The sequence below is a fragment of the Sphingobium aquiterrae genome (assembly GCF_037154135.1).
GTDB classification, from domain to species: domain Bacteria; phylum Pseudomonadota; class Alphaproteobacteria; order Sphingomonadales; family Sphingomonadaceae; genus Sphingobium; species Sphingobium aquiterrae.
Map to the genome: position 1 here is coordinate 194,221 of NZ_JBANFL010000007.1, position 21,888 is coordinate 216,108.

The 21,888-nt window shown below is 64.5% G+C and carries 19 protein-coding genes and 2 tRNA genes; 13 read left to right on the plus strand and 8 right to left on the minus strand.

Features of this window, described 5'->3' with window-relative positions:
* The first annotated feature begins 59 nt into the window (after positions 1–59).
* Together pdhA and WFP78_RS09800 are read left to right on the plus strand one after the other, a co-directional pair.
* Positions 60–1,121 (plus strand): pyruvate dehydrogenase (acetyl-transferring) E1 component subunit alpha, encoded by a 1,062-nt coding sequence (gene pdhA / locus WFP78_RS09795; RefSeq protein ID WP_336961174.1) that lies wholly within the window; start codon positions 60–62, stop codon positions 1,119–1,121.
* Positions 1,121–2,494, plus strand: a complete 1,374-nt coding sequence (locus WFP78_RS09800; protein ID WP_336961177.1) for a pyruvate dehydrogenase complex E1 component subunit beta — start codon at positions 1,121–1,123, stop codon at positions 2,492–2,494. Before pdhA ends, WFP78_RS09800 begins: the two co-directional genes overlap by 1 nt.
* 107 nt (positions 2,495–2,601) lie before the next feature.
* Here the strand turns inward: WFP78_RS09800 and WFP78_RS09805 are convergent, their stop codons facing one another.
* Genes WFP78_RS09805 through WFP78_RS09815 form a run of 3 tightly spaced genes read right to left on the minus strand, consistent with a single transcriptional unit; the run spans position 2,602 to position 5,518 of the window.
* On the minus strand, positions 2,602–3,270 hold the full coding sequence (locus WFP78_RS09805; protein ID WP_336961180.1) for a TadE/TadG family type IV pilus assembly protein: 669 nt from the start codon (positions 3,268–3,270) through the stop codon (positions 2,602–2,604).
* A complete protein-coding gene (locus WFP78_RS09810; RefSeq protein WP_336961183.1) occupies positions 3,267–3,851 on the minus strand; it encodes a TadE/TadG family type IV pilus assembly protein in 585 nt (194 codons plus the stop codon). Before WFP78_RS09810 ends, WFP78_RS09805 begins: the two co-directional genes overlap by 4 nt.
* 26 nt (positions 3,852–3,877) lie before the next feature.
* Positions 3,878–5,518, minus strand: coding sequence for a TadE/TadG family type IV pilus assembly protein (locus tag WFP78_RS09815; RefSeq protein ID WP_336961186.1), 1,641 nt, complete (start codon positions 5,516–5,518; stop codon positions 3,878–3,880).
* A gap of 147 nt (positions 5,519–5,665) precedes the next feature.
* Between WFP78_RS09815 and WFP78_RS09820 the strand changes: the two genes are divergently transcribed.
* Entirely contained in the window at positions 5,666–6,337 is a 672-nt protein-coding gene (locus WFP78_RS09820; protein ID WP_336961189.1) for a squalene/phytoene synthase family protein, read from the plus strand.
* Positions 6,338–6,427: 90 nt separating this feature from the next.
* Positions 6,428–6,880 carry an EF-hand domain-containing protein gene (locus WFP78_RS09825; protein ID WP_336961191.1) on the plus strand — a complete coding sequence of 151 codons (453 nt, stop codon included), beginning with the start codon at positions 6,428–6,430 and terminating at the stop codon, positions 6,878–6,880.
* A 25-nt stretch (positions 6,881–6,905) separates the two neighbouring features.
* Here WFP78_RS09825 and trmFO read toward each other — a convergent pair whose 3' ends face one another.
* The 3 genes from trmFO to gyrA all read right to left on the minus strand — a co-directional run bounded on the left by trmFO (position 6,906) and on the right by gyrA (position 11,415).
* Positions 6,906–8,249 (minus strand): methylenetetrahydrofolate--tRNA-(uracil(54)-C(5))-methyltransferase (FADH(2)-oxidizing) TrmFO, encoded by a 1,344-nt coding sequence (trmFO, locus tag WFP78_RS09830; RefSeq protein WP_336961193.1) that lies wholly within the window; start codon positions 8,247–8,249, stop codon positions 6,906–6,908.
* Positions 8,250–8,252: 3 nt separating this feature from the next.
* A complete protein-coding gene (locus WFP78_RS09835) occupies positions 8,253–8,603 on the minus strand; it encodes a DUF952 domain-containing protein (protein ID WP_336961195.1) in 351 nt (116 codons plus the stop codon).
* Positions 8,604–8,730: 127 nt separating this feature from the next.
* Positions 8,731–11,415, minus strand: a complete 2,685-nt coding sequence (gene gyrA / locus WFP78_RS09840; protein ID WP_336961197.1) for a DNA gyrase subunit A — start codon at positions 11,413–11,415, stop codon at positions 8,731–8,733.
* 301 nt (positions 11,416–11,716) lie between these two features.
* Here gyrA and WFP78_RS09845 point away from each other — a divergent pair, with 301 nt between their 5' ends.
* Both WFP78_RS09845 and WFP78_RS09850 read left to right on the plus strand, forming a co-directional pair.
* On the plus strand, positions 11,717–13,006 hold the full coding sequence (locus WFP78_RS09845) for a hypothetical protein (RefSeq protein WP_336961199.1): 1,290 nt from the start codon (positions 11,717–11,719) through the stop codon (positions 13,004–13,006).
* A gap of 83 nt (positions 13,007–13,089) precedes the next feature.
* A complete protein-coding gene (locus WFP78_RS09850; RefSeq protein ID WP_336961202.1) occupies positions 13,090–14,361 on the plus strand; it encodes a tetratricopeptide repeat protein in 1,272 nt (423 codons plus the stop codon).
* 73 nt (positions 14,362–14,434) lie between these two features.
* On the opposite strand, the gene WFP78_RS09855 is transcribed toward WFP78_RS09850, so the two are convergent.
* Positions 14,435–14,914: an Lrp/AsnC family transcriptional regulator gene (locus WFP78_RS09855; protein ID WP_336961205.1), complete on the minus strand. Its 480-nt coding sequence runs from the start codon at positions 14,912–14,914 to the stop codon at positions 14,435–14,437.
* Between the two features lie 206 nt (positions 14,915–15,120).
* Here WFP78_RS09855 and WFP78_RS09860 point away from each other — a divergent pair, with 206 nt between their 5' ends.
* The 7 genes from WFP78_RS09860 (at position 15,121) to WFP78_RS09890 (ending at position 21,118) form a co-directional block, all read left to right on the plus strand.
* Positions 15,121–16,881, plus strand: a complete 1,761-nt coding sequence (locus WFP78_RS09860) for a sensor histidine kinase (protein ID WP_336961208.1) — start codon at positions 15,121–15,123, stop codon at positions 16,879–16,881.
* 61 nt (positions 16,882–16,942) lie between these two features.
* Positions 16,943–17,986 carry a polysaccharide deacetylase family protein gene (locus tag WFP78_RS09865; RefSeq protein ID WP_336961211.1) on the plus strand — a complete coding sequence of 348 codons (1,044 nt, stop codon included), beginning with the start codon at positions 16,943–16,945 and terminating at the stop codon, positions 17,984–17,986.
* A 48-nt stretch (positions 17,987–18,034) separates the two neighbouring features.
* A tRNA-Ile gene (locus WFP78_RS09870) sits at positions 18,035–18,110 on the plus strand.
* Positions 18,111–18,123: 13 nt separating this feature from the next.
* Positions 18,124–18,200 (plus strand) — tRNA-Pro (locus tag WFP78_RS09875).
* A gap of 214 nt (positions 18,201–18,414) precedes the next feature.
* Positions 18,415–19,758 carry an erythromycin esterase family protein gene (locus tag WFP78_RS09880; protein WP_336961214.1) on the plus strand — a complete coding sequence of 448 codons (1,344 nt, stop codon included), beginning with the start codon at positions 18,415–18,417 and terminating at the stop codon, positions 19,756–19,758.
* A 2-nt stretch (positions 19,759–19,760) separates the two neighbouring features.
* Entirely contained in the window at positions 19,761–20,414 is a 654-nt protein-coding gene (locus WFP78_RS09885; protein WP_336961217.1) for a dienelactone hydrolase family protein, read from the plus strand.
* A gap of 2 nt (positions 20,415–20,416) precedes the next feature.
* Positions 20,417–21,118, plus strand: a complete 702-nt coding sequence (locus tag WFP78_RS09890) for a phosphoribosyltransferase (RefSeq protein ID WP_336961220.1) — start codon at positions 20,417–20,419, stop codon at positions 21,116–21,118.
* Between the two features lie 12 nt (positions 21,119–21,130).
* Here the strand turns inward: WFP78_RS09890 and WFP78_RS09895 are convergent, their stop codons facing one another.
* Positions 21,131–21,880 carry a sulfite exporter TauE/SafE family protein gene (locus WFP78_RS09895; RefSeq protein WP_336961222.1) on the minus strand — a complete coding sequence of 250 codons (750 nt, stop codon included), beginning with the start codon at positions 21,878–21,880 and terminating at the stop codon, positions 21,131–21,133.
* Positions 21,881–21,888 lie beyond the last annotated feature (8 nt).

Below are 21,888 nucleotides of genomic sequence, written 5' to 3' on the forward strand. Positions count from 1 at the left end.
TGCAACTTCGCCTCTATATCGGCTCCGTCCTCCCAATTCTGAACAGAAGGATTCCGGCTTTGGCAAAAGCAGCTTCCGCGCGGTCGCCCAGGGCTAAGGCGGCCGTACCGCCTACCCCCAATCGTGAACGTCCCGCGCAGCCCGAAAGCTATGACGCGAGCAAGGAGGAGTTGCTGGAATTCTACCGCCAGATGGTGCTGATCCGGCGTTTCGAGGAAAAGGCCGGCCAGCTTTACGGCCTGGGCCTGATCGGCGGCTTCTGCCATCTGTATATCGGCCAGGAGGCCGTTGCGGTGGGTATCCAGTCCGCACTTGAGGTCGGAAAAGATAGCGTTATCACAGGCTATCGCGACCATGGCCACATGCTGGCCTATGGCATCGATCCCAAGCTGATCATGGCCGAGCTGACCGGTCGCGAAGCCGGCATTTCGCGCGGCAAGGGTGGCTCCATGCATATGTTCAGCGTGGAGCATAAGTTCTACGGCGGGCATGGCATCGTCGGCGCGCAGGTGTCTTTGGGCACCGGCCTTGGCTTCTCGCACAAATATCGCGGCGATGGCGGCCTGTGCGTCGCCTATTTCGGCGACGGCGCGGCCAACCAGGGCCAGGTGTACGAAAGCTTCAACATGGCCGAGCTGTGGAAGCTCCCGATCATCTTCGTGATCGAGAACAACCAATATGCCATGGGTACGTCGGTCAACCGTTCCTCGGCCGAGGATCAGCTCTACCGCCGTGGCGAGAGCTTCCGCATCCCCGGCCTGCAGGTGGACGGCATGGACGTGCTGGCCGTGCGCGGCGCCACCGAAGAGGCGGTGAAATGGGTGCGTGCCGGCAAAGGGCCGATCCTGCTGGAAATGAAGACCTACCGCTATCGCGGCCATTCCATGTCCGACCCGGCGAAATATCGTTCGCGCGAGGAAGTGCAGGAAATGCGCGACAAGTCCGACCCGATCGAGGGCGTGAAGAAATATCTCGAGGAAGTGGGCGTTACCGCTGACGAGATCAAGAAGATCGACCAGGATATCCGCAAGATTGTCGGGGATGCGGCGGACTTTGCCGAATCCTCGCCTCTGCCGGAACCGGCCGAATTATATACTGATGTTCTGGTGGAGCAGTATTGATGGCTATCGACATCAAGATGCCGGCCCTTTCCCCGACGATGGAAGAGGGTACGCTGGCCAAATGGCTGGTGAAGGAAGGCGATGAAGTGAAATCCGGCGACCTGCTCGCCGAGATCGAGACCGACAAGGCTACGATGGAATTCGAGGCGGTCGACGAAGGCACGATCACGAAGATCCTGATCCCGGAGGGCTCCGAAGGCGTCAAGGTTGGCACCGTGATCGCAACGATTGCCGGCGAAGGCGAAAGCGCGAGCGAGGCCAGCCCGGCTCCTGCCGCGGTCAGCGCGCCCGCCATTGTCGCGGAGCCGGCCCCCGAAGCGCCGAAGGCCGCGCCACCGGGGAACCAGGCCAAGCCCCGCGCTGCCGACCCCGACGTGCCGGAAGGCACGGAATATGAGACCATCACCGTCCGCGAAGCGCTACGCGACGCCATGGCCGAAGAGATGCGCAAGGATGATCGCGTCTTCGTGATGGGTGAGGAAGTCGCCGAATATCAGGGCGCCTACAAGGTCACGCAGGGCCTGTTGCAGGAATTCGGGCCGCAGCGCGTCATCGACACGCCGATCACCGAATATGGCTTTGCCGGCGTCGGCACGGGCGCGGCGATGGGCGGGCTCCGGCCCGTCATCGAATTCATGACGTTCAACTTCGCCATGCAGGCGATCGACCACATCATCAATTCGGCCGCGAAGACCAACTATATGTCGGGCGGCCAGATGCGCTGCCCCATCGTGTTCCGCGGCCCGAACGGGGCGGCAAGCCGCGTCGCCGCGCAGCACAGCCAGAATTACGGCCCCTGGTATGCCAGCGTGCCGGGCCTGATCGTCATCGCGCCCTATGATGCGGCGGATGCCAAGGGGCTGATGAAGGCGGCGATCCGGTCGGAAGATCCGGTTGTCTTTCTTGAGAACGAACTGCTTTATGGCCGCAGCTTCGATATTCCCAAGATCGACGACTATGTCCTGCCCATCGGCAAGGCGCGGATCATCCGTCCGGGCAAGGATGTCACCATCGTCAGCTATTCGATCGGCGTCGGCCTTGCGCTGGAGGCGGCGGACAAGCTGGCCGAAGAGGGCATCGATGCCGAGGTGATCGACCTTCGCACCCTGCGCCCGCTGGACACCGCGACGGTGCTGGAAAGCCTGAAGAAGACCAACCGCATGGTGGTGGTCGAGGAAGGCTGGCCGACCTGCTCGATTTCGAGCGAGATCATCGCCGTCGCCATGGAACAGGGCTTTGACGATCTGGACGCCCCCGTGCTCCGCGTCGCCAATGAAGATGTGCCGCTGCCCTATGCGGCCAATCTGGAAAAGATCGCCCTAGTCGACACGCCGCGCGTGATCGCGGCGGTGAAGAAGGTCTGTTATCGGTAAAAGGATGAGGCGATCCGCCGTCGCGGCGGGTCGCCTCACCTATGTTTCGCGGTTTGCCTGTTCTTTTCCGCAAACGCCCGGCCTATCGTTCCAGCGCTGCCTTGATTTCAGGCTGAGAAGGTTGAGCAAGGGGACGCGGTGCCGACGTTCTGGATATCGTTGGAGCTGCGTTCGCGAACAACCATGCTGGCGATGGCAGACAGGTTCTGCGTGCCGAGGAAGCTATTACTGATAAGCGGCTGGTAAGTGTAGCGGATCTCCACGAAAATCATTTCCGTGTCCGGGGCGGCCGCGATCTTGCGCCCGGTGGGGCCCATGCCGGTCGTACCCAGCGACGCGCTTTGCACGCCATAGCTCGACGTTGCGTTCAACGCGCCACTGCATCTTTGCCAACGAATCTTTTCGTCGGTCACATTGCCGCTACCGTCCACGATCGGCTGCAGGCTGGAGATGATGATGCGGCCGTTATTCCTGAACTTGATGGCGTCGCCCATGAGTTTGACGCCCGTGAGTGCATCCGTCACATCGCCTTCGCCGATGCCGACACGCACGCGCGAGACACTGTCTGCGGCAAGGGTCGCCATATCCCCGAGCTTCTGGTGCGCAAAGGCAAGGTTTGCCGCTTCCGCACCGCCCATCGTCAGGGCGACAAGGAAGGGCAGGGACAGCGCGAATTCAACCATGGCCATGCCAGATTGGTCCGCACCCATTGCACGGCGGAGTTTCGACATGGCCAGGATGGCCGCCGTCGCCGGGTGCATCTTGCCGACGGTCATGTCTTGCACCTTTCAACGGGTGGCGTCTGGCCCTGATAGGGTTGACGCTTGGTCATCGCGACCGTGGTGAGTTGCGCCTGCTGGGGAATGCCGATGAAGCCATAAATGGGCAGCAGCCGCTTGTAGGTTACGACGACCGTGTAGCGCACGACGTCATCGGCAGCACCGATGCCATCCTTGCCCGCAGCAACGACATTGCGTTCGCCATTGTCGTCGATGTCTTCCCAGCAATCGCCTGGCGTCGTGCCGACGGGGCCGTCCAATGAACCGTTGCCGTTCCGATCAACCGTTATCCGTTCCATCGTATCGATGTTGCTGAACTGGAAAAAACTGCCTTTGGTGATGGTGATATCCGCTTTAGGCGCGATCTTCTTGATCTGTTCGCGAATGGCATCTTCCACCGCCGTGGAATCCGCCGTCTGCAGCGTCGTCATGCGCGAGGCATATTCCACGGCGCCCTGCATCACCGAGCGGACATAGATTTGATAGGCCATGTCCATGCCGCCCAATAGCATGATGCACAGGGGGATGACGACCAGCCCGAATTCCGGCAAGGTTGCACCGCGCGGGTCGGCGATCATGCGCCTGAAGGAGCGTGCGCGCGCAATCACCGCGAAAGCCTTAGCGAGCCGATATTGTCGCCAATATCGCGGAAAGCCTGGTTCAATTCATCCGCGTTCGCCGCGCGATAGCCATAGCCGGCACCCGACGAGCAGCCCTGCATGTCGGAATTGAGTGTCGAGCCGGCGCCGAAAGAAATGGCGTAAATACGCGCATCCGCATTCTTGATGGCGGTGCAGATCATGGACAGACGCTTGCTGTGATTGGCATTGCTGGTCGCGACAGCACCATCGCTGGTGACCCGCTTCCAGAATTTTTCCTGGGCGTAGGCGGCATAACCATATTGCCCAGTGTCCATTTCGCCATCGGTCATGAAAATGACGAAGCGGGCGACAGGGAAACTATGAAAATATTGGGGATTATCGTCTTTCCATAGCCCCGTGCGGGACAGGAGACGGCCAGCCCAGAGCATGCCGATGTCCAGGAACGTGCCGCCATTGGCGATGAAACCGTTGTTGAACGCGAAATAGTCATTAAATTCAGTTGCAGTCATCTGATCGAGTTCGCGCATGAATTTCGGGCATGCATATTGTGCATCTCCCGTCGCGCTGTCATCAGCAACTGTCCATCTGGTTTGCGTGCTGCTGGGGGCGGTATCGAAATTAAGATCGTTCGTCCCGCTGGGAAGGTTGTTGGGGATCGAATAGGAGGATGACGTCGTAATGAGGTTGCTCGTCTGGGTTTCCTCCACACAGCCATCCCATGTGCTGCTCATCCAGGTGCTGCCATGCGAAACGCTCGTGGCTGATCCCGCGCTTGTGCCCGATGACTTGCGATAGGAGCCGGTGCTGTTGAACCAGTCGCTATGCCGGTTGTAGAGTGTCGTGTCCGCCGGACCGATGCTCAGGCCGGCGTTGACCATCTGCGAAAAGGGGACGATCGACCAGCGCACACGCTTGCGGCTCCCTTCGGCAGCCGTGTTGAATTGTGTCTCGATGGTGGCCATGGTCGATTGCAATGACGTCAGGGCGTTGCGCAACGCCTGCATGCGTGACACATTTGTGCCGCTGCTCGTCTCCTCCTGAACATATGTGACCGTGCGTCCGTTGACCGTCATGGTCTTGCCGGACTTGACCTTCTTGTCCTCAATCTGGCCGTTGATCCATTGGGAGCAGTTGGTGCCGTCGCGCTCCGGCTTGCACGCCATCGATCCGGTATTGTCGAGCACAAGGACGATGTCGATGTTGGAATAATCATCGCGGGCAGTACAGGAAACGGACAGATCGATCGAAGCCTTGCCAAACAGCTTCATTACCGCCGTGGGGATGGTGGTGGAGAGTGAAAGATCGATTTGGTCATTGGCAGCAAGTGTCGGGACGACCGCGTAGCTGCTTGTTCCCTGATAGCCCTGGGGAAAATTGAACTCGACATATTTTTTGACTTCGTTGGTGATGTCGGTCGTCACCGTTCCGCCTGCCGGCATTTTCTTGCGGCCAGCGAGTACGCCGGCATCACATGCCTGTTGCAATCGGGTTTTGGTGAGGTAGGCCCGGCTGAGATCCAGCCCGCCACCGATCATGCCGGCCAGCGGAAACATGGCCGCAGCCACGATCACCATGGTGTTTCCCGCCTGGCTGGCCAGCAGCCGGGCCAGAAAACCCTTTGTTTGGCTTGGCTTTTTCGCCATATCCCTGTCCCATCACGTGTGATCGCAATCCCCCCAGGGACAAGATCAGGTTTCTCCATGCACGAGTGCTGGTTAGGATGATTACAAGGATGACGGTAAACAGGCCGTTTACGTGGGTGCGCGCGCTGTTCCGCCCGTTTGTGCGCCATGGATGAGGAAACCCCGCTCCAGCGCCTTCTGATCGCCCATGCCGGCCGCGACCGGCAGAAGCACAGGCTGTTATGGGCCTATGACCGACGGCTCGCGGATATCGTCCGCACGACCCGGGAACCGATGATCGGCCAGATGCGCCTCACCTGGTGGCATGACGTCATCACCGACCCGCAGCGTGCCAAAGGGCGGGGCGATCCGCTGGTGGATGCCCTGCGCGCGGACATGCCGCAGATGGTGGGCGGCGAGGATGACGGCGCGGCCCTCATCGCCATGATCGACGGGTGGGAAGCGCTGCTCGAACCCATGCCGCTGGATGAGGACATGCTCGCCGCCTATGCGCAGGGGCGGGGCGGCGGACTGTTTCGCGCGATGGCGGGGGAAGAGGGGCGCATGACGGGCGGGTTGCCGGATGCCGGGGCCATCTGGGCGCTTTGGGACCTGGCAGCGCATATCAGTGACGATCCGACGGCAATGCGCGCGGTCGGGCTTGCCCAGGCGCGCGAAGCGGCCTTGCCCCCCATGCGCTGGCCGCGCACCCTGGCGCCGCTGCGGATCGCGACGAAGCTGGCCGCTATCGACATCCGGAGGGGCCAGCGCGCGCCTGCGGAGATGACGCCACGGCTCCATGCCCGCTTCCTGCGGATCGCCCTGTTCGGCCGATCATGATGGCATCGCGGGCGGCAGATGTGCCGTTGGCAGTGCTGGCGTAACGGGCTAGGCTTGTCATCGCATTCACGGGGGATATCACGAAGCGCAATGGGGAAATCCATATTGGGTGCCATCGCGGCGCTGCTGCTCGCCGGCGCCGGCCTGTTCTGGTGGCAGGGGCGTGCCTCTGTCGAACAGCGCCCGGCGCCCGGCGCCTATACCGCGCCGCCGCCGGAAGAATTGCCCGAGGGCGATCCGGAGGCCATGGGGGATGCGCCGGCGATGCCACCGGAGGCTTCGCCCCGGGACAGGGAGGCGCGGCGTTTCTCCCGTTACGACCGCAACCGGGATGGCGCGATCACCCGTCTCGAGATGATGGGCAGCCGCGCCCGCGCCTTCAAGAAACTGGATGCAGACGGCAACAACCTTCTCTCCTTCGAGGAATGGGCCGTTGCGACATCGGATCGCTTCTCCGCCGCCGACGCGGATGGCGACGGACGGCTGACCCCGGGGGAATTCGCGACCACCGCGCCCAAGCGCAAGCCGGCCTGCAAATGCTGATATGCGTGGATCAACGATGTGCGGATCAGGCGTCCGCCAGCGCCGCCCCGGCGATCCAGCCGTGCAGATCCTCCCGCGCGCGTGACGTCATGGCTTCCTTGCGCTGCTTCTTGCGGACGTCGTCCATCGGCGGGAACAGGCCGAAATTGACGTTCATCGGCTGATAGGAAGCCGCATCCGCGCCGCCCGTCACATGGCCGAGCAGGGCGCCCAGCGCCGTCGTTCCGGGCGGGGAGGGCAGGGCGCGGCCGGCCAGTTCGGCGATCAGGAAGCGCCCCGCCATCAGGCCGATGGCGCTGCTTTCCACATAGCCCTCGCACCCGGTGATCTGTCCGGCGAAGCGGATATGCGGCGCGCTCTTCAGGCGCAGTTCCCGGTCCAGCAGCTTGGGGCTCTGGATGAAGGTGTTGCGGTGGAGCCCGCCCAGCCGCGCGAATTCCGCCTTTTCAAGGCCGGGGATGGTGCGGAACAGCTCCACCTGCGCGGCATGTTTCAATTTGGTCTGGAAACCCACCATGTTCCACAGCGTGCCCAGCGCATTGTCCTGCCGCAGCTGCACCACGGCATAGGGCCAGCGGCCGGTGCGCGGATTGTCGAGGCCGGTCGGCTTCATCGGGCCGAAGCGCAGCGTTTCCGGGCCGCGTGAGGCCATCACTTCGATCGGCATGCAGCCCTCGAAATAGGGCGTATCCTTTTCCCACTGCTTGAACTCGGTCTTCTCGCCATCAAACAGCCCCTGGATGAATGCCTGATATTGCGGCTTGTCCATCGGGCAGTTGATATAGTCCTTGCCGTCGCCTTCCGGCCCGACCTTGTCCCAGCGGCTCGCCATCCAGCAGATGTCCATGTCGACGCTGTCGCGATGGACGATGGGCGCGATGGCATCGAAAAAGGCGAGGGCATCCATGCCGGTGGCGGCGCCGATGCTGCCGGCCAGCGCCATGGCTGTCAGCGGCCCGGTGGCGACGATGGTCGGCCCCTGCGCGGGCAGGGTGTCGATCCGTTCGCGGACCAGAGTGACATTGGGATGATCCGCGAGCGCGCGCGTGACCCCTTCGGAAAAGACGTCCCGATCCACCGCCAGCGCAGAGCCCGCCGGCACCTTCGCCTTGTCCGCCTGCGCCATGACCAGCGATCCCAGCGCCCGCATTTCCTGATGCAGCAGGCCGACGGCGTTCTTGTCCGCATCGTCCGAACGGAAGCTGTTGGAACAGACCATTTCGGCAAGGCCGTCGGTCTGGTGCGCGGGCGTCATGTCGCCACCGCCGCGCATTTCGGAAAGCCGCACCTTCACCCCGGCCTGCGCCAGCTGCCAGGCGGCCTCCGATCCTGCCAGGCCGCCGCCGATGATGTGGACCTGATATGTCATGGCCTAAAATCCCGCCGGAAACTGATGCTGCCCGTCATCGCCGATGCGCAGCACGGTGTGACTGGTCACGGCCGCAAGGGGCAGCGGGGCGTAGAGATGCGGGAAGAGTTGCCCGCCGCGCGAAGGTTCCCAGCGCAGCACGTCGCTGGCGAACACCGCCAGGTCGATCATGGCCAGCACCAGCCGGTCCTGCCCGGCAAAATGCTTCGACGCCGTCTCCGCCGCCTGCGCGCGCGTCGACATATGGATATAGCCATCCTGCAGGTCGATGGGCGCCCCGGCAAAGCTGCCCTCGGCGCGCAGCTGCTTCCATTGGTCGTCGGTCAGGATCTTGTAGGCGAAAAGGTCTGTCATCCAGCCCCGTTAGCCCAAGCATGGAGGGATGGCCAGTTCGCGACGCCCGGAAAGGGCGGGAAATGCGATGTGCAGGCATCGCCTGTGCGACGCCTGCACATATGCGTCATCGACTTTATCGGCGCTGTCAGCCTTCGACGGTCTCGCTGACTTCGGCGTCCTCGCCTTCGTCGCTTTCCTCGATCCGCGCGGCGCTGACCACATGCTCCTGGTCGGCCACGTTGAACAGGCGGACACCGGCCGAGTTGCGGCCGATGACCCGCATGGAGCCGAGCCCCATGCGGATGAGCTTCGCCTGATCCGTCACCAGCATCAGATGGTCTTCATGCGCCACAGGGAAGCTGGCGACGACCGGGCCGTTACGGCCGATATTGTCGATATTGGTGATGCCCTGACCACCACGGCCGGTCTGGCGATATTCAAAGGCCGAGGACAGCTTGCCATAGCCATTGGCGCAGACGGTGAGGATGAACTGTTCCGCCTCCGCAAACTGCTTCATCCGCTCGGGCGAGAGGTTGGGCGTGTTCTCATTCTCCTTCCACGGCGCGGCGCGCAGATAATCGTCGCGCTCCTCCGTGGTCGCCTCGAACCCACCGAGGATGGAGAGCGAGATCACCTCGTCGCCATCCTTCAGCGTCATGCCGCGCACGCCGGTCGACGTGCGGCTCTGGAATTCGCGCACGTCGGTGGCAGAGAAGCGGATCGCCTTGCCCTGGCGGGTGGCGAACAGCACGTCGTCCGTCTCGGTGAGCAGCGCCACGCCGACCAGGCGATCGGTCGCATCCTCATCGAAGCGCATGGCGAACTTGCCGTTGCTCGGGATGTTGGCGAACGCGTCCATGCTGTTGCGGCGGACATTGCCGTGCGCGGTGGCGAACACGACGGACAGGTCCTTCCAGCTGTCCTCGTCTTCCGGCAGCGCCAGCACCGTGCGGATGGTTTCCCCCGGCGCGAGCGGCAGCAGGTTGACCATCGGGCGACCACGGGTGGCCGGGCCGCCTTCCGGCAGGCGCCACACCTTCAGGCGATAGACCTTGCCATGGGTGGAGAAGAACAGCACCGGCGTATGCGTGCTGGTGACGAACATCTCGGTGATGGCGTCCTCATCCTTGGTCGCCATGCCGGACCGGCCCTTGCCGCCACGCGCCTGCGCGCGGAAGGTTTCGAGCGGGGTGCGCTTGATATAGCCCTGATGGGTGACGGTGACGACCATCTCCTCGCGCTCGATCAGGTCTTCGTCGTCGATGCCGTCGGCCGCCGCCGTGATCGTGGAACGGCGCGGCGTCGCGAATTCGCGCTCGATTGCCTCGAACTCTTCCCGCATCACGGCATAGAGCTTCGCCCGGTCGGCCAGGATGGCGAGATATTCGGCGATATTCGCGGCAAGACCGGCCAATTCGTTGCCGATCTCGTCGCGGCCCAGCGCGGTCAGGCGATGCAGGCGCAGGTCGAGGATGGCGCGGACCTGCGTGTCGGACAGGCGATAGGTGTCGCCCTCGACCTCGGTCTCGATCGCTTCGACCAGGCGGATGTAGGAGACGATCTCCGCGATCGGCCATTCGCGCGCGATCAGCGCTTCGCGCGCTGCGGCGGGGCTGGACGATCCCCGGATGATCCGCACGACCTCGTCCAGGTTCGTCACCGCGATGACGAGGCCCAGCAAGATATGCGCCCGCTCGCGCGCCTTGTTCAGCTCGAACTTGGTGCGGCGGGTGATGACCTCTTCACGGAACCTGACGAATGCCTCGATGATGTCGCGCAGCGACAGCGTTTCGGGCCGGCCGCCGCGAATGGCCAGCATGTTGGCGGGGAAGCTGCTCTGCGCCGGGGTGTGGCGCCACAGCTGGTTGAGCACCACTTCCGGGGTCGCATCGCGCTTCAGGTCGATGACGATGCGCACGCCTTCGCGGTTCGATTCGTCGCGAATGTCGCTGACGCCCTCGATCCGCTTGTCCTTGGCGGCTTCCGCGATCTTCTCGACCAGATTGCTCTTGCCGGTCTGATAGGGGATTTCCGTGAGCACGATCGAACGGCGGTCGCCGCGATTTTCCTCCACCACATGGCGCGAGCGCATGATGATGGAACCGCGGCCGGTATGATAGGCGCTGCGCGCGCCGCTCTGGCCCAGGATCAGCGCGCCGGTCGGGAAATCCGGGCCGGGGATGATCTGCATCAGCTCTTCGATGGTGATGCCGCCATTGTCCATATAGGCAAGGCAGGCACGGATCACTTCGCCCAGATTATGCGGCGGGATGTTGGTCGCCATGCCGACGGCGATGCCGCCTGCGCCGTTGACCAGCAGGTTCGGGAAGCGCGCGGGCAGGACCTGCGGCTCGCTTTCCGACGCGTCGTAATTGGGCGTGAAGTCGACCGTGTCCTTGTCCAGGTCTTCCAGCAGGGCGTTGGAGACCTTGGCAAGCCGCGCTTCGGTGTAACGCATCGCGGCCGGCATGTCGGGGTCCATCGACCCGAAATTGCCCTGGCCGTCGATCAGCATGACGCGCATCGACCAGTCCTGCGCCAGACGGGCCAGCGCCATGTAGATCGCGCTGTCGCCATGCGGGTGATATTTACCCATGACGTCGCCGACGATGCGGCTGCACTTGCGATAGGGGCGGCCGGCGACATAGCCGGCCTCCTGGCAGGCGAACAGGATGCGGCGATGCACCGGCTTCAGCCCGTCGCGGACATCGGGCAGCGCGCGGCTGACGATGACGGACATGGCATAATCCAGATAGCTCGTCTTCATTTCATCGACGATGCTGATCGGGCTGATATCAGAAGGGTCGGCGAGGGCGATCTCGTCGGTCAATGCGACTCTCTTTTCGGGTGATGGTTTGCGTGATGCTGCACTAGCCGAGCGAAAGCCCGATGTCACCCCTCGCGCGCGTACGCGTACGCGCGGAAGCCATGCGGTAAGGGCTTCGCAATCGCGTGCGGCAAAGCGTCGCGATAACGCCTTGCAATCCTCAGACTGTCATGACAGCACCTGCAACCGCATCTATATGAGCGTTCAACGGTTATTCACGCACATATCCCTAGGCATCGGCCGACGCCGGACCGAAGGATGGTGTACGTTGGCCTCCCCCCAAGGCCCTGTCAGGAGAATGGATATGCGTTTTGTTTCCCCCGTCGCCCTCGGACTGATGCTGGGCCTCGCCAGTACCACGATGCTGGCGGCACCGGCCTTTGCGGCAAAGGAAAAGGCCCCGGCCGAACCCAAGCGCAATTTCAGCAAGGAATTCGTCGCCGCTGCCCAGCCCGCCCAGAAAGCGGCCGAGGCCAAGGATTATGCTACCGTTTCCGCCGCTCTTCCCGCGCTCGAAGCGGCCGTGAAGACGCCCGACGACAAGTTCCTGCTGGGCAATCTCCAGCTGAACGCCGGCATCGGCCTCAACGACAAGACGCTGCAGCGCAAGGGCGTGGAAACGATGCTGGCGAGCGGCACGACCGCCGCCGCGGACGTGCCCAAGTTCGAATTTTTCGCGGGCCAGTTCGCGCTCGACGCCAAGGATTATGATCCCGCCATCGCGCATCTGAGCAAGGCGTCGGAGCTGGGCTATCCCGGCAGTGCGACTCCGCTGATGACGGCCGAAGCCTATTTCCAGAAGGCCATTGCGATGTCGGAAAGCGCCAAGGGGCAACTGGTGCCGGCCGCCAAGCCGATTGCCGCCCAGGGCCTGCCCTTCCTGAAGAGGGCGATCGAAACGGAGAAGGCCGCGGGCACCGCTGTCCCGGCATCCTGGTATAATCGCGGCTTCACGATGTCCTATCTCGCCGGCACGCCCGACGCCGCCGAATGGAGCAGGCTGAACCTTGCCGCCGATCCCAGCCCGCGCAACTGGCGCATTCTGGTGCGCGGCTATCAGGATTCGCATCCGCAGCTCGCGCGCGGCGAGAGCCTGGACCTGATGCGGCTTGCATCGGTCGCCGGCGCGCTCGAAAGCGAATATGATTATGCGGAATATGCCGATACCGCCCAGCGCCTGGGCCTTCTGGGCGAAGTGAAGGCCACGATCGACAAGGGCCGTGCCCTGGGCAAGCTTGCGCCGACGAAGCTGAGCGATTTCTATTCCATGGCGACCGAAGGCATCGCCCGCGACAAAGCGTCGCTGCCGGGGACGGAAGCGGCCGCCGCCAAGTCGCCCACCGGCAAAGTCGCTGCGTCGACCGCGCACGCCTATATGGGCTATGGCGAATATGCCAAGGCGATCACGCTCTATCGCCTGGCGCTCCAGAAGGGTGGCGTCGATGCGGACGAGACCAACACCCGCCTGGGCATCGCGCTGGCGCTCAGCGGCGATGCCGCCGGTGCCAAGACGGCCTTCGGCGCCGTCAACGGCACCGTCCGCAAGGATATCGCGAATATGTGGCTGACCTGGCTGGACCTGAAAAAGGCCTGAGCTGTTTCATGTTCGGGTGCGCGGGTGTATGATCCGCGCACCCATATTTTGCTGTGATGACGAAAATGATTAGGGGAAGCGGGATGAAGCTTGGTCAGGCGCGCAGATGGCTGGCGCTGCCCATGCTGGCAACGGCGTTGGTGATGGCTCCGCAGGCTCAGGCCAAGAAGGAGAAGGACAGCGGGATCGCGATGAGCGAGACATTCCGCACCCAGGCCCGCACCGCGCGCGCCGCCATCGCATCGGGCGATGTCAACAGCGCCAATGCGGCGGTTGCCGGGCTGGTGCCTTCCAACGATCTTGAGAAATATATCGTCGGCAGTCTCCGCATGGAGATTGCGTCGCGCCGCGCCGATCCGCAGGCGCAGCGCCGGGCCCTGACCGACATTCTGGAAAGCAAGGCCGCGCCGGAAAAGGACGTGCCCTATCTGCGCTTCCTCGCGGGCTATTATTCCTATTATCTGGGCGAGTTCGACGATGCGATCGCACAGGTCAACTATGCGCGCCAGCTCGGCTATTCGGGCATCGATTCGACCATGCTGCTCGCCGACGCCACCTTGAAGAAGGGCCGGCGGGCGGAAGGCATGAAGATTGTCGATCAGGCATTCGAACAGCAGCGCGCCAGCGGCAAGCCCGTGCCCGCGCCCTGGTTCGACAAGGCCGCTGCCTTCTCCTATCAGTTGGGCAACTGGCAGGATGTGGCGCGCTGGTATCAGCAGAAGCTGACGCTTTATCCCAGCATGGGGAACTGGCGCAGCGCGCTGACCAATACCATGGCCAATGCCTCGCTCGATCCGCAGGTGAAGCTGGACCTGTATCGGCTGCAGGCCGCCAATGGCGCGATGGCGAGCGAGCGGGACTATCAGGCCTATGCCGTCCTGGCCTCCGGCAGTGGCTATAGCGCCGAATCGAAGGCCGTGATCGAGGCCGGCCGCGCCGATGGCGCCCTGACCCCGACGGAAACGGTCACGGCGGCGCTGTTCAAGAGTGTCGCGCCAAAGGCGGTCAAGGAAATGGCGGCGCTGCCCGCGCAAGCCAGCAAGGCTGCCAAGGCCGCCAACGGCGCGACCGCTCTGACCGCTGCCGACGATTATTTCTCGCTTGGCCAATATCCCAAGGCCGTCGAGCAATATCGGCTGGCCCTGTCGAAGGGCGGGGTGGATGCGGATCGCGTCAATGCCCGTCTCGGCGTCGCGCTGGCACGCTCGGGCGACCTGCCCGGCGCGCGCGCCGCGCTGGCGCAGGTGAAGGGTGGAGCCTGGGCCGACGTCTCGCGCTTCTGGGGCGTGTGGGTCGATCAGCAGGCGCAGAAAAGCGCCAGCATCACCCCCGCCGCAACGTCTCCGACAAGCTGAGGAAGACCGGAACGGCGCGCAGGGGCATCATGCCCGGCGCGCCGTCCTTCTTCACTCCTGTATGTGTATGCCCTCAACCCTGCGCGCGCAGGGGCACGCCGGGTTCGTTCTTGGATGTGCGGATCGTCAGCGACGTCTTCACGCTCGCCACATTGGGGGCGGGCGTCAGGCGAGAGGTGAGGAACTGCTGGAAGCTCTGCAGATCCTTGGCCACGACCTTCAGGATGAAGTCGATCTCGCCGTTCAGCATATGGCATTCGCGCACTTCGGGCAGCTTGGCCACATGGTCCTCAAACGCCTTCAGGTCGGCCTCCGCCTGGCTGCGCAGGCTGACCATGGCGAACACCGTGATCGTGTAGCCCAGCGTGCCGGGATCGACCACGGCGTGGTAGGATTTGATCGCGCCACTTTCCTCCAGCGCGCGCACGCGGCGCAGGCAGGGCGGGGCGGTAAGCCCCACGCGACGGGCCAGATCGACATTCGTCATCCGTCCGTCGTCCTGTAACTCCGCCAAAATCTGCAGATCTATATCATCAATGCTCGTTGCAGCCATGAACTAACAATTTCCGTTCCCGTGTGTGCGCCACATACTAATAATATTTCAGAGCTTTGCAATTGTCCCACTATGCAACGTTGCAATGGGCATTGCGAACAGCCCCTTTTCCTTCGCGGCCGCTGGGCCTAATCCATGCAGACGGGCTGCGCGAACGGAAAATGAAAACCGGTGGTCGACAGCGGGAATGGAATTGAGGAATCGGCTTGCGCTTTAACGACATCATGCAGACGGTTCTGGCAGCCGAAGGCCAGGGTAACGGCGCGGTGACGCTGTGGCGGCAATGTGTCGACCTGCTGGCGCAATATGATCGGCCGGGGCGCCCGCCGCTGGATTCGCAGGACCGCGAAGCGTTGCTGGACCGCATGGGCACCTTGCGGGAGCGGCTCAGCGAAACCCAGCGGATCGCGACGGTTGTCGAACTGGGCAGCCGGCTGCGCTCCACCACCCTGCTGCGCTTCTTCGCGCAGGACCGGCCAGCGATCTGTGCTGCAGCGATGTCGCGCGCGCGGCTGCCCGAATCGGCATGGCTTGCCCTGCTGCCGGAACTGGGCCCGACCGCCCGTGGCGTGCTGCGGGGCCGGCGCGACCTGGGCGAGGAGACGCGCCGCGCGCTCGACAGCTTCGGTCAGGTCGACCTGGTCCTGCCCATGGGGGATACGGCCTGGCAGGCGATGGACACAGCGCCTTCGGACAGTCCGCTGCTGCTGGATACCCCGACCGCCGAAGCGGCATGGCCACAGGGTGCCTCCCCCGAAGACGGCAACCAGATCCGTCGTCTTGTCGATCGGATCGAGCGCTTTACCGCCACCTACCGGCCGCAACCGATGGGCGTGGTCGATACCGGCCGGGATGCGGACGCGGATGTCGATTCCGGGGATGCAGCCGCCCCGCTGGCCGATATGGTGCCGCGCACCTTCGCGTTCGAAACGGATGCTGCGGGTATCGTGACATGGGTGGGGCATGGTCCGCGTGCCGCCTTGATCGGCCTCAGCATCGCAGAGCCTGCCGCGACGGGCGGCAGCGGCCCTGACGGCAATGTCGCGGGCGCCTTTGCCCGGCGCAGCGCCTTCCAGAATGGCCGCTTCATCATCGCCGGCGGCGTGCTTGGCGGGGAATGGCGCATGTCCGCCATTCCCTTTTTCGATCCCCGCTCGGGCCGGTTCCAGGGCTTTCGCGGCCAGGCGCGCCGGCCGCATCTGCATGAGGTGCCATCGACGCCGCCCTCGTCGGATATCCTCGCGCTTGGTGGCCTGTCGGCGGATTCGGTGCGGCAGCTGGTGCATGAACTGCGCACGCCGCTCAATGCGATCATGGGCTTTGCCGAGATCATCGAGCAGCAGCTCTTCGGCCCGGCCGGCAATCAATATCGCGACATGGCCCGGCAGATCATGGGGGATGCGCGCCACCTGCTTGCCGCCTTCGACGATTTGGACCTTGCCGCGCGCGTCGCCAGGGGCGGGGAGGCATCCTCGCCAAAGGCCATCGATCCCGCATTGATGGTCGCGCGGGTCGCGATGCGCTTTCGCGAGGGCCGGGCGGAGGGCGCGACGGCGATCGATATCGCGATGGCACCGGACCTGCCGGCCGCCAGCGCCGATCCCGCGCAGGCGGAACGGATGATCCAGCATCTGCTGCGCACGCTCGTATCGGTCTGCGGCGAGGGCGAAGGGCTGACGGGCGCCTGCGCGCATCGCCCCGGCAAGGATGGCGGCGTCATCATGCTCGGCATCGACCGGCCGGCCGCGCTGGCGGGGATCGATGAAGCCCAGCTGCTCGACCCCGGCTATGGCGAGGATGGCGAATGGCCCGACGCGCCGCTGCTGGGGCTCGGTTTCTCGCTGCGGCTGATCCGCAGCCTTGCCGCGAGCATTGGCGGAACGCTGGATGTGACCGACGATCGCCTGGTCCTCTCGATGCCGGCCATGGCAAAAAGCGCCCGGGACGACGAGAGCGCCACCCCCTGAGCGAGGCGGGGACGAGCCCTGCAAACCGGATCGCAACCTTTAACCGGTAGCGAGCAATGCCATGGACAATGCCGCCCGACATGATGGCAGCCTGCTGAAGGCGCCCGCGCAGGAAGACATGATTGCGCTGTCCCCGGATTTCGGCACGCGCTTCATGCTGTTTGTCGATACCGAGGAAGAGTTCGACTGGAATGCGCCCTTCTCCCGCACCGGGCACGGCGTCACGGTGCTGGATGGCATGGCAAGGGCGCAGGCATGGTTCGCCGCGGCGGGGATCGCCCCGGTCTATGTCACCGACTGGCCGGTGCTCGAAAATGACGCCGCGGCGGCGATGATGGGGCAATGGATCGCCGACGGCACGGCGGAGATCGGCGCGCATCTGCACCCCTGGGTCACGCCGCCCCATGTGGAGGTGGTGAATGCGCCCAACAGCTATGTCGGCTCACTGCCGGAGGCGCTGGAACGTGCCAAGCTGACCGCCCTGCGGGACAGGATCGCGGAGCGCTTCGGCGTGCCGCCACGCGCCTATCGCGCAGGGCGCTATGGCGTGGGGCCGAACAGCGCGCGCCTGCTGGAGGAGCTGGGGTTCCTGCTCGACAGCTCGGTGCGGCCGCGTTTCGATTATTCCGGCCAATATGGTCCGGATTTCAGCGGTATGCCCCTGCATCCCTGGCGCGCGGGGCCGGGCAGGGGCGTGATCGAACTGCCGCTCTCGACCGCCTTTACCGGGCTTCTGAGGGGCGCGGGCGAGCGCCTGTTCCGTGCCGGGCAGGCGATGGGGCCGCTGGGCGGCGCCATGGCGCGGGCGCATATGCTCAGCCGCGTGCCGCTGACCCCGGAGGGGGTGCCGCTGGCCGATGCGATCCAGGCCATCGATGCGCTGATCGAAGAGGGCGTGCCGGTGCTGAATTTCAGCTTCCATTCGCCTACGCTGGGCATCGGCCATACCCCCTATGTGCGCGATGCGGGCGATGTCGAACAATTCTATGCCTGGTGGGGCCGGGTAGCCGAACATCTCGCCCGGCGGGGTGTTTTGCCCGCCTCGCTGGATATGTTTTTGAAAGCTGCGACGTTCGATGTCGGGAAAGCTTGCCAAGCAGCCTGACCCTCGGCTATCGGGCGCTCATCAGGAATACAGATGGGGCCTGTCGTCGGGCCTGTAGCTCAATGGTTAGAGCTGGCCGCTCATAACGGCTAGGTTGCGGGTTCGAGTCCTGCCGGGCCCACCATCTGTCCGTATGTCGGGGAGTAGCGCAGCCTGGTAGCGCATCTGGTTTGGGACCAGAGGGTCGCAGGTTCGAATCCTGTCTCCCCGACCAAACGGCCGGTTCATAAGGGCCCCTGCGCGTTGCCCGTCCCCGCCCGGAGGGTTCGCGCCCTGCTGCGTATAGTTGCGTAATGCTCGCTGCACGATTCCGGCCGAAAATGAACCTTGCGACTCAGTCTGACCCCAGAGGGATCACGTCCTGACGCGTGCATCACGTCTTGGCCGTTCCCCTCGGGCATCAGGCTGGAGATTCGAGGAGTCGGGCGATGAAGGAATTCACCGCGCACGACGGCGTTGAACGTGCAGTGCCCGCTGAACTTGTCGAAATGCTGCGCCGATATGCGGAGCCCTTGCCCTCGCCCGCCAGGGCGGATGCGTTCGGGGCTGTCTTCGATCGCTATGGCGACGCGCGAATCGTCCTGTTGGGAGAGGCGACTCACGGCACATCCGAATTCTATCGCGCGCGCGCCGCGATCACCCGCCATCTCATCGCCCATCACGGGTTCAACATCGTGGCGGTCGAGGCCGACTGGCCCGATGCCGGGCGCATAGACGATTATGTGCGCTATCAGGCGCCACGCCCGCGCCGCGGGGATGTGTTCGTGCGTTTCCCGACATGGATGTGGCGCAATATCGAGATACTCGAATTCGCCGACTGGCTGCGCGGCCATAATGCGGGCCTGCCGGAGGATCGGCGCGCGTCGTTCCATGGGCTCGACGTCTACAGCCTCAGCGAATCGATGCACGCCGTGCTCGCCTATCTCGACACGGTCGATCCGGACGAGGCCACCAATGCCCGCAGGCGCTATGGCTGCCTCACCCCGTGGCAGGACGAGCCGGTGCATTATGGCCATGCCGTCGTCCGGGAAGGCCGTCATGGCTGTGAGGATCGCGCGGTGGCGCAGCTGCGCGCGCTGCTCGCCAGCCGCCTCGACTATATCGTGGGAGACGGCGAAGGCTGGTTCGACGCAGTCCAGAACGCCCGCATCGTCCGCGCCGCCGAGCGCTATTATCGCGCGATGTACCAGAACTCGACCGAGAGCTGGAATCTCCGCGACCGGCACATGTTCGGAACGCTTCAGGCGCTGCTCGCCCATCGCGGCGATGGTGCCAAGGCGGTGGTCTGGGCGCATAACAGCCATGTCGGCAACGCCGCCGCGACCGCGATGGGCTGGCAGGGGCAATTCAACATCGGCGAGCTTTGTCGCATGACGCATGGCGACGATGCGGTCCTGATCGGCTTCGGCACCGATACCGGCCTGGTCGCAGCGGCGGACGGCTGGGGCGGGGACATGCGGATCAAGGCGGTCCGCCCGGCACGACCCGACAGCTATGAGCATGCCTTTCGGCGCACCGGTCTTGCCCGCACGCTGACCGACTGGCGCGCAAGCGATCGGCGGGATCTGGCGGACAGGCTTCGTGCCCCTCTGCTCGAACGTGCGATCGGCGTCGTCTATCGGCCCGAGACGGAGCTGCTCAGCCATTATTTCGAGGCGGTGCTCGCCGAACAGTTCGACGCCTGGGTCTGGTTCGACCAGACGAGCGCGGTGACGCCGCTTGGCGATGAGCGGCCGCATGGTGCGCCCGAAACCTGGCCGTTCGGGCTATGACCATGGACACTCTTGTTGGCGGCAAGCCCGTTCCCGTCACGGTCCAGCCCGACGGATTGAAGGGCCTGCTCGGCATTCCCGTTTCGCTCAGGGGGCTCGTCATCTTCGCGCATGGCAGCGGCAGCGGGCGGCTGAGCCCGCGCAACAACCATGTCGCGGACGGGCTTCGCGCCGCGGGGCTCGCCACGCTGCTGATCGACCTGCTGACACCGGACGAGGAGATGGACCGCGCCAAGGTCTTCGACATTCCGCTGCTGGCTTCGCGCCTGACGGGCGCGGCGGCGTGGGCCCGACGCGTTCCGGGGCTCAAGCGGCTCCCCATGGGCTATTTCGGCGCCAGCACAGGCGCGGGCGCCGCGCTGCTGGCGGCATCCACCGCCGGGTCGGACATAACAGCCATCGTTTCGCGTGGAGGGCGCCCCGATCTGGCCGGCGCGCAGGCGCTTGCGCATGTGCAGGCGGCGACGCTGCTGATCGTCGGCAGCCGCGATATCCCGGTGATCGGTCTCAATCGCGTGGCGATGCGTCATCTCCGCGCGGAGAAGGCGTTGGTGATCGTCCCGGAGGCGACCCATTTGTTCGAGGAGCCGGGCACGCTCGACGAGGTCATCCGCCACGCCGCCGACTGGTTTGTCCGGCATTTCAAGGAGGCCTGAGGATGACCGGACATCGTTTCGCTTTCAAGGATCGGCGGGACGCCGGGCGGCGGCTGGCGCTGGCGCTCGGCCATCATGCATCCAGCCATCCGCTGGTGCTGGCCTTGCCACGCGGCGGCGTTCCCGTCGCTTATGAGGTCGCGCGCGCGCTCGATGCCGAACTCGACCTGCTCTTCGTGCGCAAGCTCGGCGCTCCAGGATATGAGGAACTGGGGATCGGCGCGGTCGTCGATGGCGCAGAGCCCCAGCTCGTCCTCAACGAGGCGGTCGTTCGTCAGCTCGCGCCCAGCCCCAATTATATCCGGGCCGAAATGCATCGCCAGCTGGCGGAGATCGCACGCCGCCGTCGCGCCTATCTTGGGAATATGGAACCGATCCCGGTCGATCGGCGGACGATCGTCCTCGTTGACGACGGGATCGCCACCGGAGGCACCGCGAAGGCGGCGCTCAAGGGCCTGCGGAAAGCGCATGCGGGCAGGATCATCCTGGCAGTGCCGGTCGCGCCGGCCGCAAGTGTCGCCGAGCTGCGCAGCGAATGCGACGAGCTGGTCTGCCTCGATCAGCCCGATCCCTTCTTTGCGGTGGGCGCGCATTATGCCATGTTCGACCAGACGAGCGACGAGGAGGTCGTGCGGTTGCTGGAGGACGCCCGCAAGCTGCACGCAATATCCCTCCGGGACGCCCATGCCCCGAAGGGAAGATGAGGCGATGACCCGTCAGAACAGGGCGTCGGCGATCAGCTTGAGGCCGAGCAGGACCATCAGCAGATAGATCAGCCGGTAGAAGCGGGCAGGATCGACCCGGCGGACCAGCGCGACACCCGCCAGCGTGGAGACCAGGGCCAGCGGCAACAGCATGGCCGTGGCGATCAGGTTGGCGCGCGTGAACTGGCCGAGCGCCGCATAGGCCGGCACCTTCATCCAGTTCATCGTCGCAAAGGCGATGGCGGTGGTGCCGATCAGCGTATCGCGCGGCAGCTGGCGGGGCAGCACCCACATCTGAAAGGGCGGCGATCCGGCATGGGCGATCTGGCTGGTGAAGCCGGATGCGACACCGAAAAGCGTGCCGATCCAGTGGGGCGAGTTGGAGGGGACGGAGGTCGCCCCGCCGCGCTCCAGCCAGAGACGGTGCAGCCCGAAGACCACCGAGATCGCGCCCAGAACGCCCAGGACGGCGCTTTCGTTCACGCGGGCGGCGAAGAGATAGCCGATGGCGATGCCGGTCGCCATGCCCGGAAGCATGACGAGCAGCACCGTGCGATCCCATGAATGGCGGAAAGCCCATATGCTGACGGCGTCCTGCACGATCAATATGGGCAGCAGGATGGCCGCCCCGGCGATGGGATCGATGCCAAGGGCCATGATCGGCATGGCCAGCGCTCCGATGCCGGCAAAGCCGCCTTTGGCGAGGCCGGAAAGGATGACCGCCGCAATGGCGCACAGAAAGAAGAAAAAGTCGTGCTGCATTGTTGCGG

Coding starts and splice junctions, on each gene's coding strand:
- WFP78_RS09800 (WP_336961177.1), top strand. CDS start 1,121: ATGGCTATCGACATCAAGATGCCGGCCCTTTCCCCGACGATGGAAGAG.
- WFP78_RS09805 (WP_336961180.1), bottom strand. CDS start 3,270: ATGACCGTCGGCAAGATGCACCCGGCGACGGCGGCCATCCTGGCCATG.
- WFP78_RS09810 (WP_336961183.1), bottom strand. CDS start 3,851: ATGATCGCCGACCCGCGCGGTGCAACCTTGCCGGAATTCGGGCTGGTC.
- WFP78_RS09815 (WP_336961186.1), bottom strand. CDS start 5,518: ATGGCGAAAAAGCCAAGCCAAACAAAGGGTTTTCTGGCCCGGCTGCTG.
- WFP78_RS09820 (WP_336961189.1), top strand. CDS start 5,666: ATGGATGAGGAAACCCCGCTCCAGCGCCTTCTGATCGCCCATGCCGGC.
- WFP78_RS09825 (WP_336961191.1), top strand. CDS start 6,428: ATGGGGAAATCCATATTGGGTGCCATCGCGGCGCTGCTGCTCGCCGGC.
- trmFO (WP_336961193.1), bottom strand. CDS start 8,249: ATGACATATCAGGTCCACATCATCGGCGGCGGCCTGGCAGGATCGGAG.
- WFP78_RS09835 (WP_336961195.1), bottom strand. CDS start 8,603: ATGACAGACCTTTTCGCCTACAAGATCCTGACCGACGACCAATGGAAG.
- WFP78_RS09845 (WP_336961199.1), top strand. CDS start 11,717: ATGCGTTTTGTTTCCCCCGTCGCCCTCGGACTGATGCTGGGCCTCGCC.
- WFP78_RS09850 (WP_336961202.1), top strand. CDS start 13,090: ATGAAGCTTGGTCAGGCGCGCAGATGGCTGGCGCTGCCCATGCTGGCA.
- WFP78_RS09855 (WP_336961205.1), bottom strand. CDS start 14,914: ATGGCTGCAACGAGCATTGATGATATAGATCTGCAGATTTTGGCGGAG.
- WFP78_RS09865 (WP_336961211.1), top strand. CDS start 16,943: ATGGACAATGCCGCCCGACATGATGGCAGCCTGCTGAAGGCGCCCGCG.
- WFP78_RS09880 (WP_336961214.1), top strand. CDS start 18,415: ATGAAGGAATTCACCGCGCACGACGGCGTTGAACGTGCAGTGCCCGCT.
- WFP78_RS09885 (WP_336961217.1), top strand. CDS start 19,761: ATGGACACTCTTGTTGGCGGCAAGCCCGTTCCCGTCACGGTCCAGCCC.
- WFP78_RS09890 (WP_336961220.1), top strand. CDS start 20,417: ATGACCGGACATCGTTTCGCTTTCAAGGATCGGCGGGACGCCGGGCGG.
- WFP78_RS09895 (WP_336961222.1), bottom strand. CDS start 21,880: ATGCAGCACGACTTTTTCTTCTTTCTGTGCGCCATTGCGGCGGTCATC.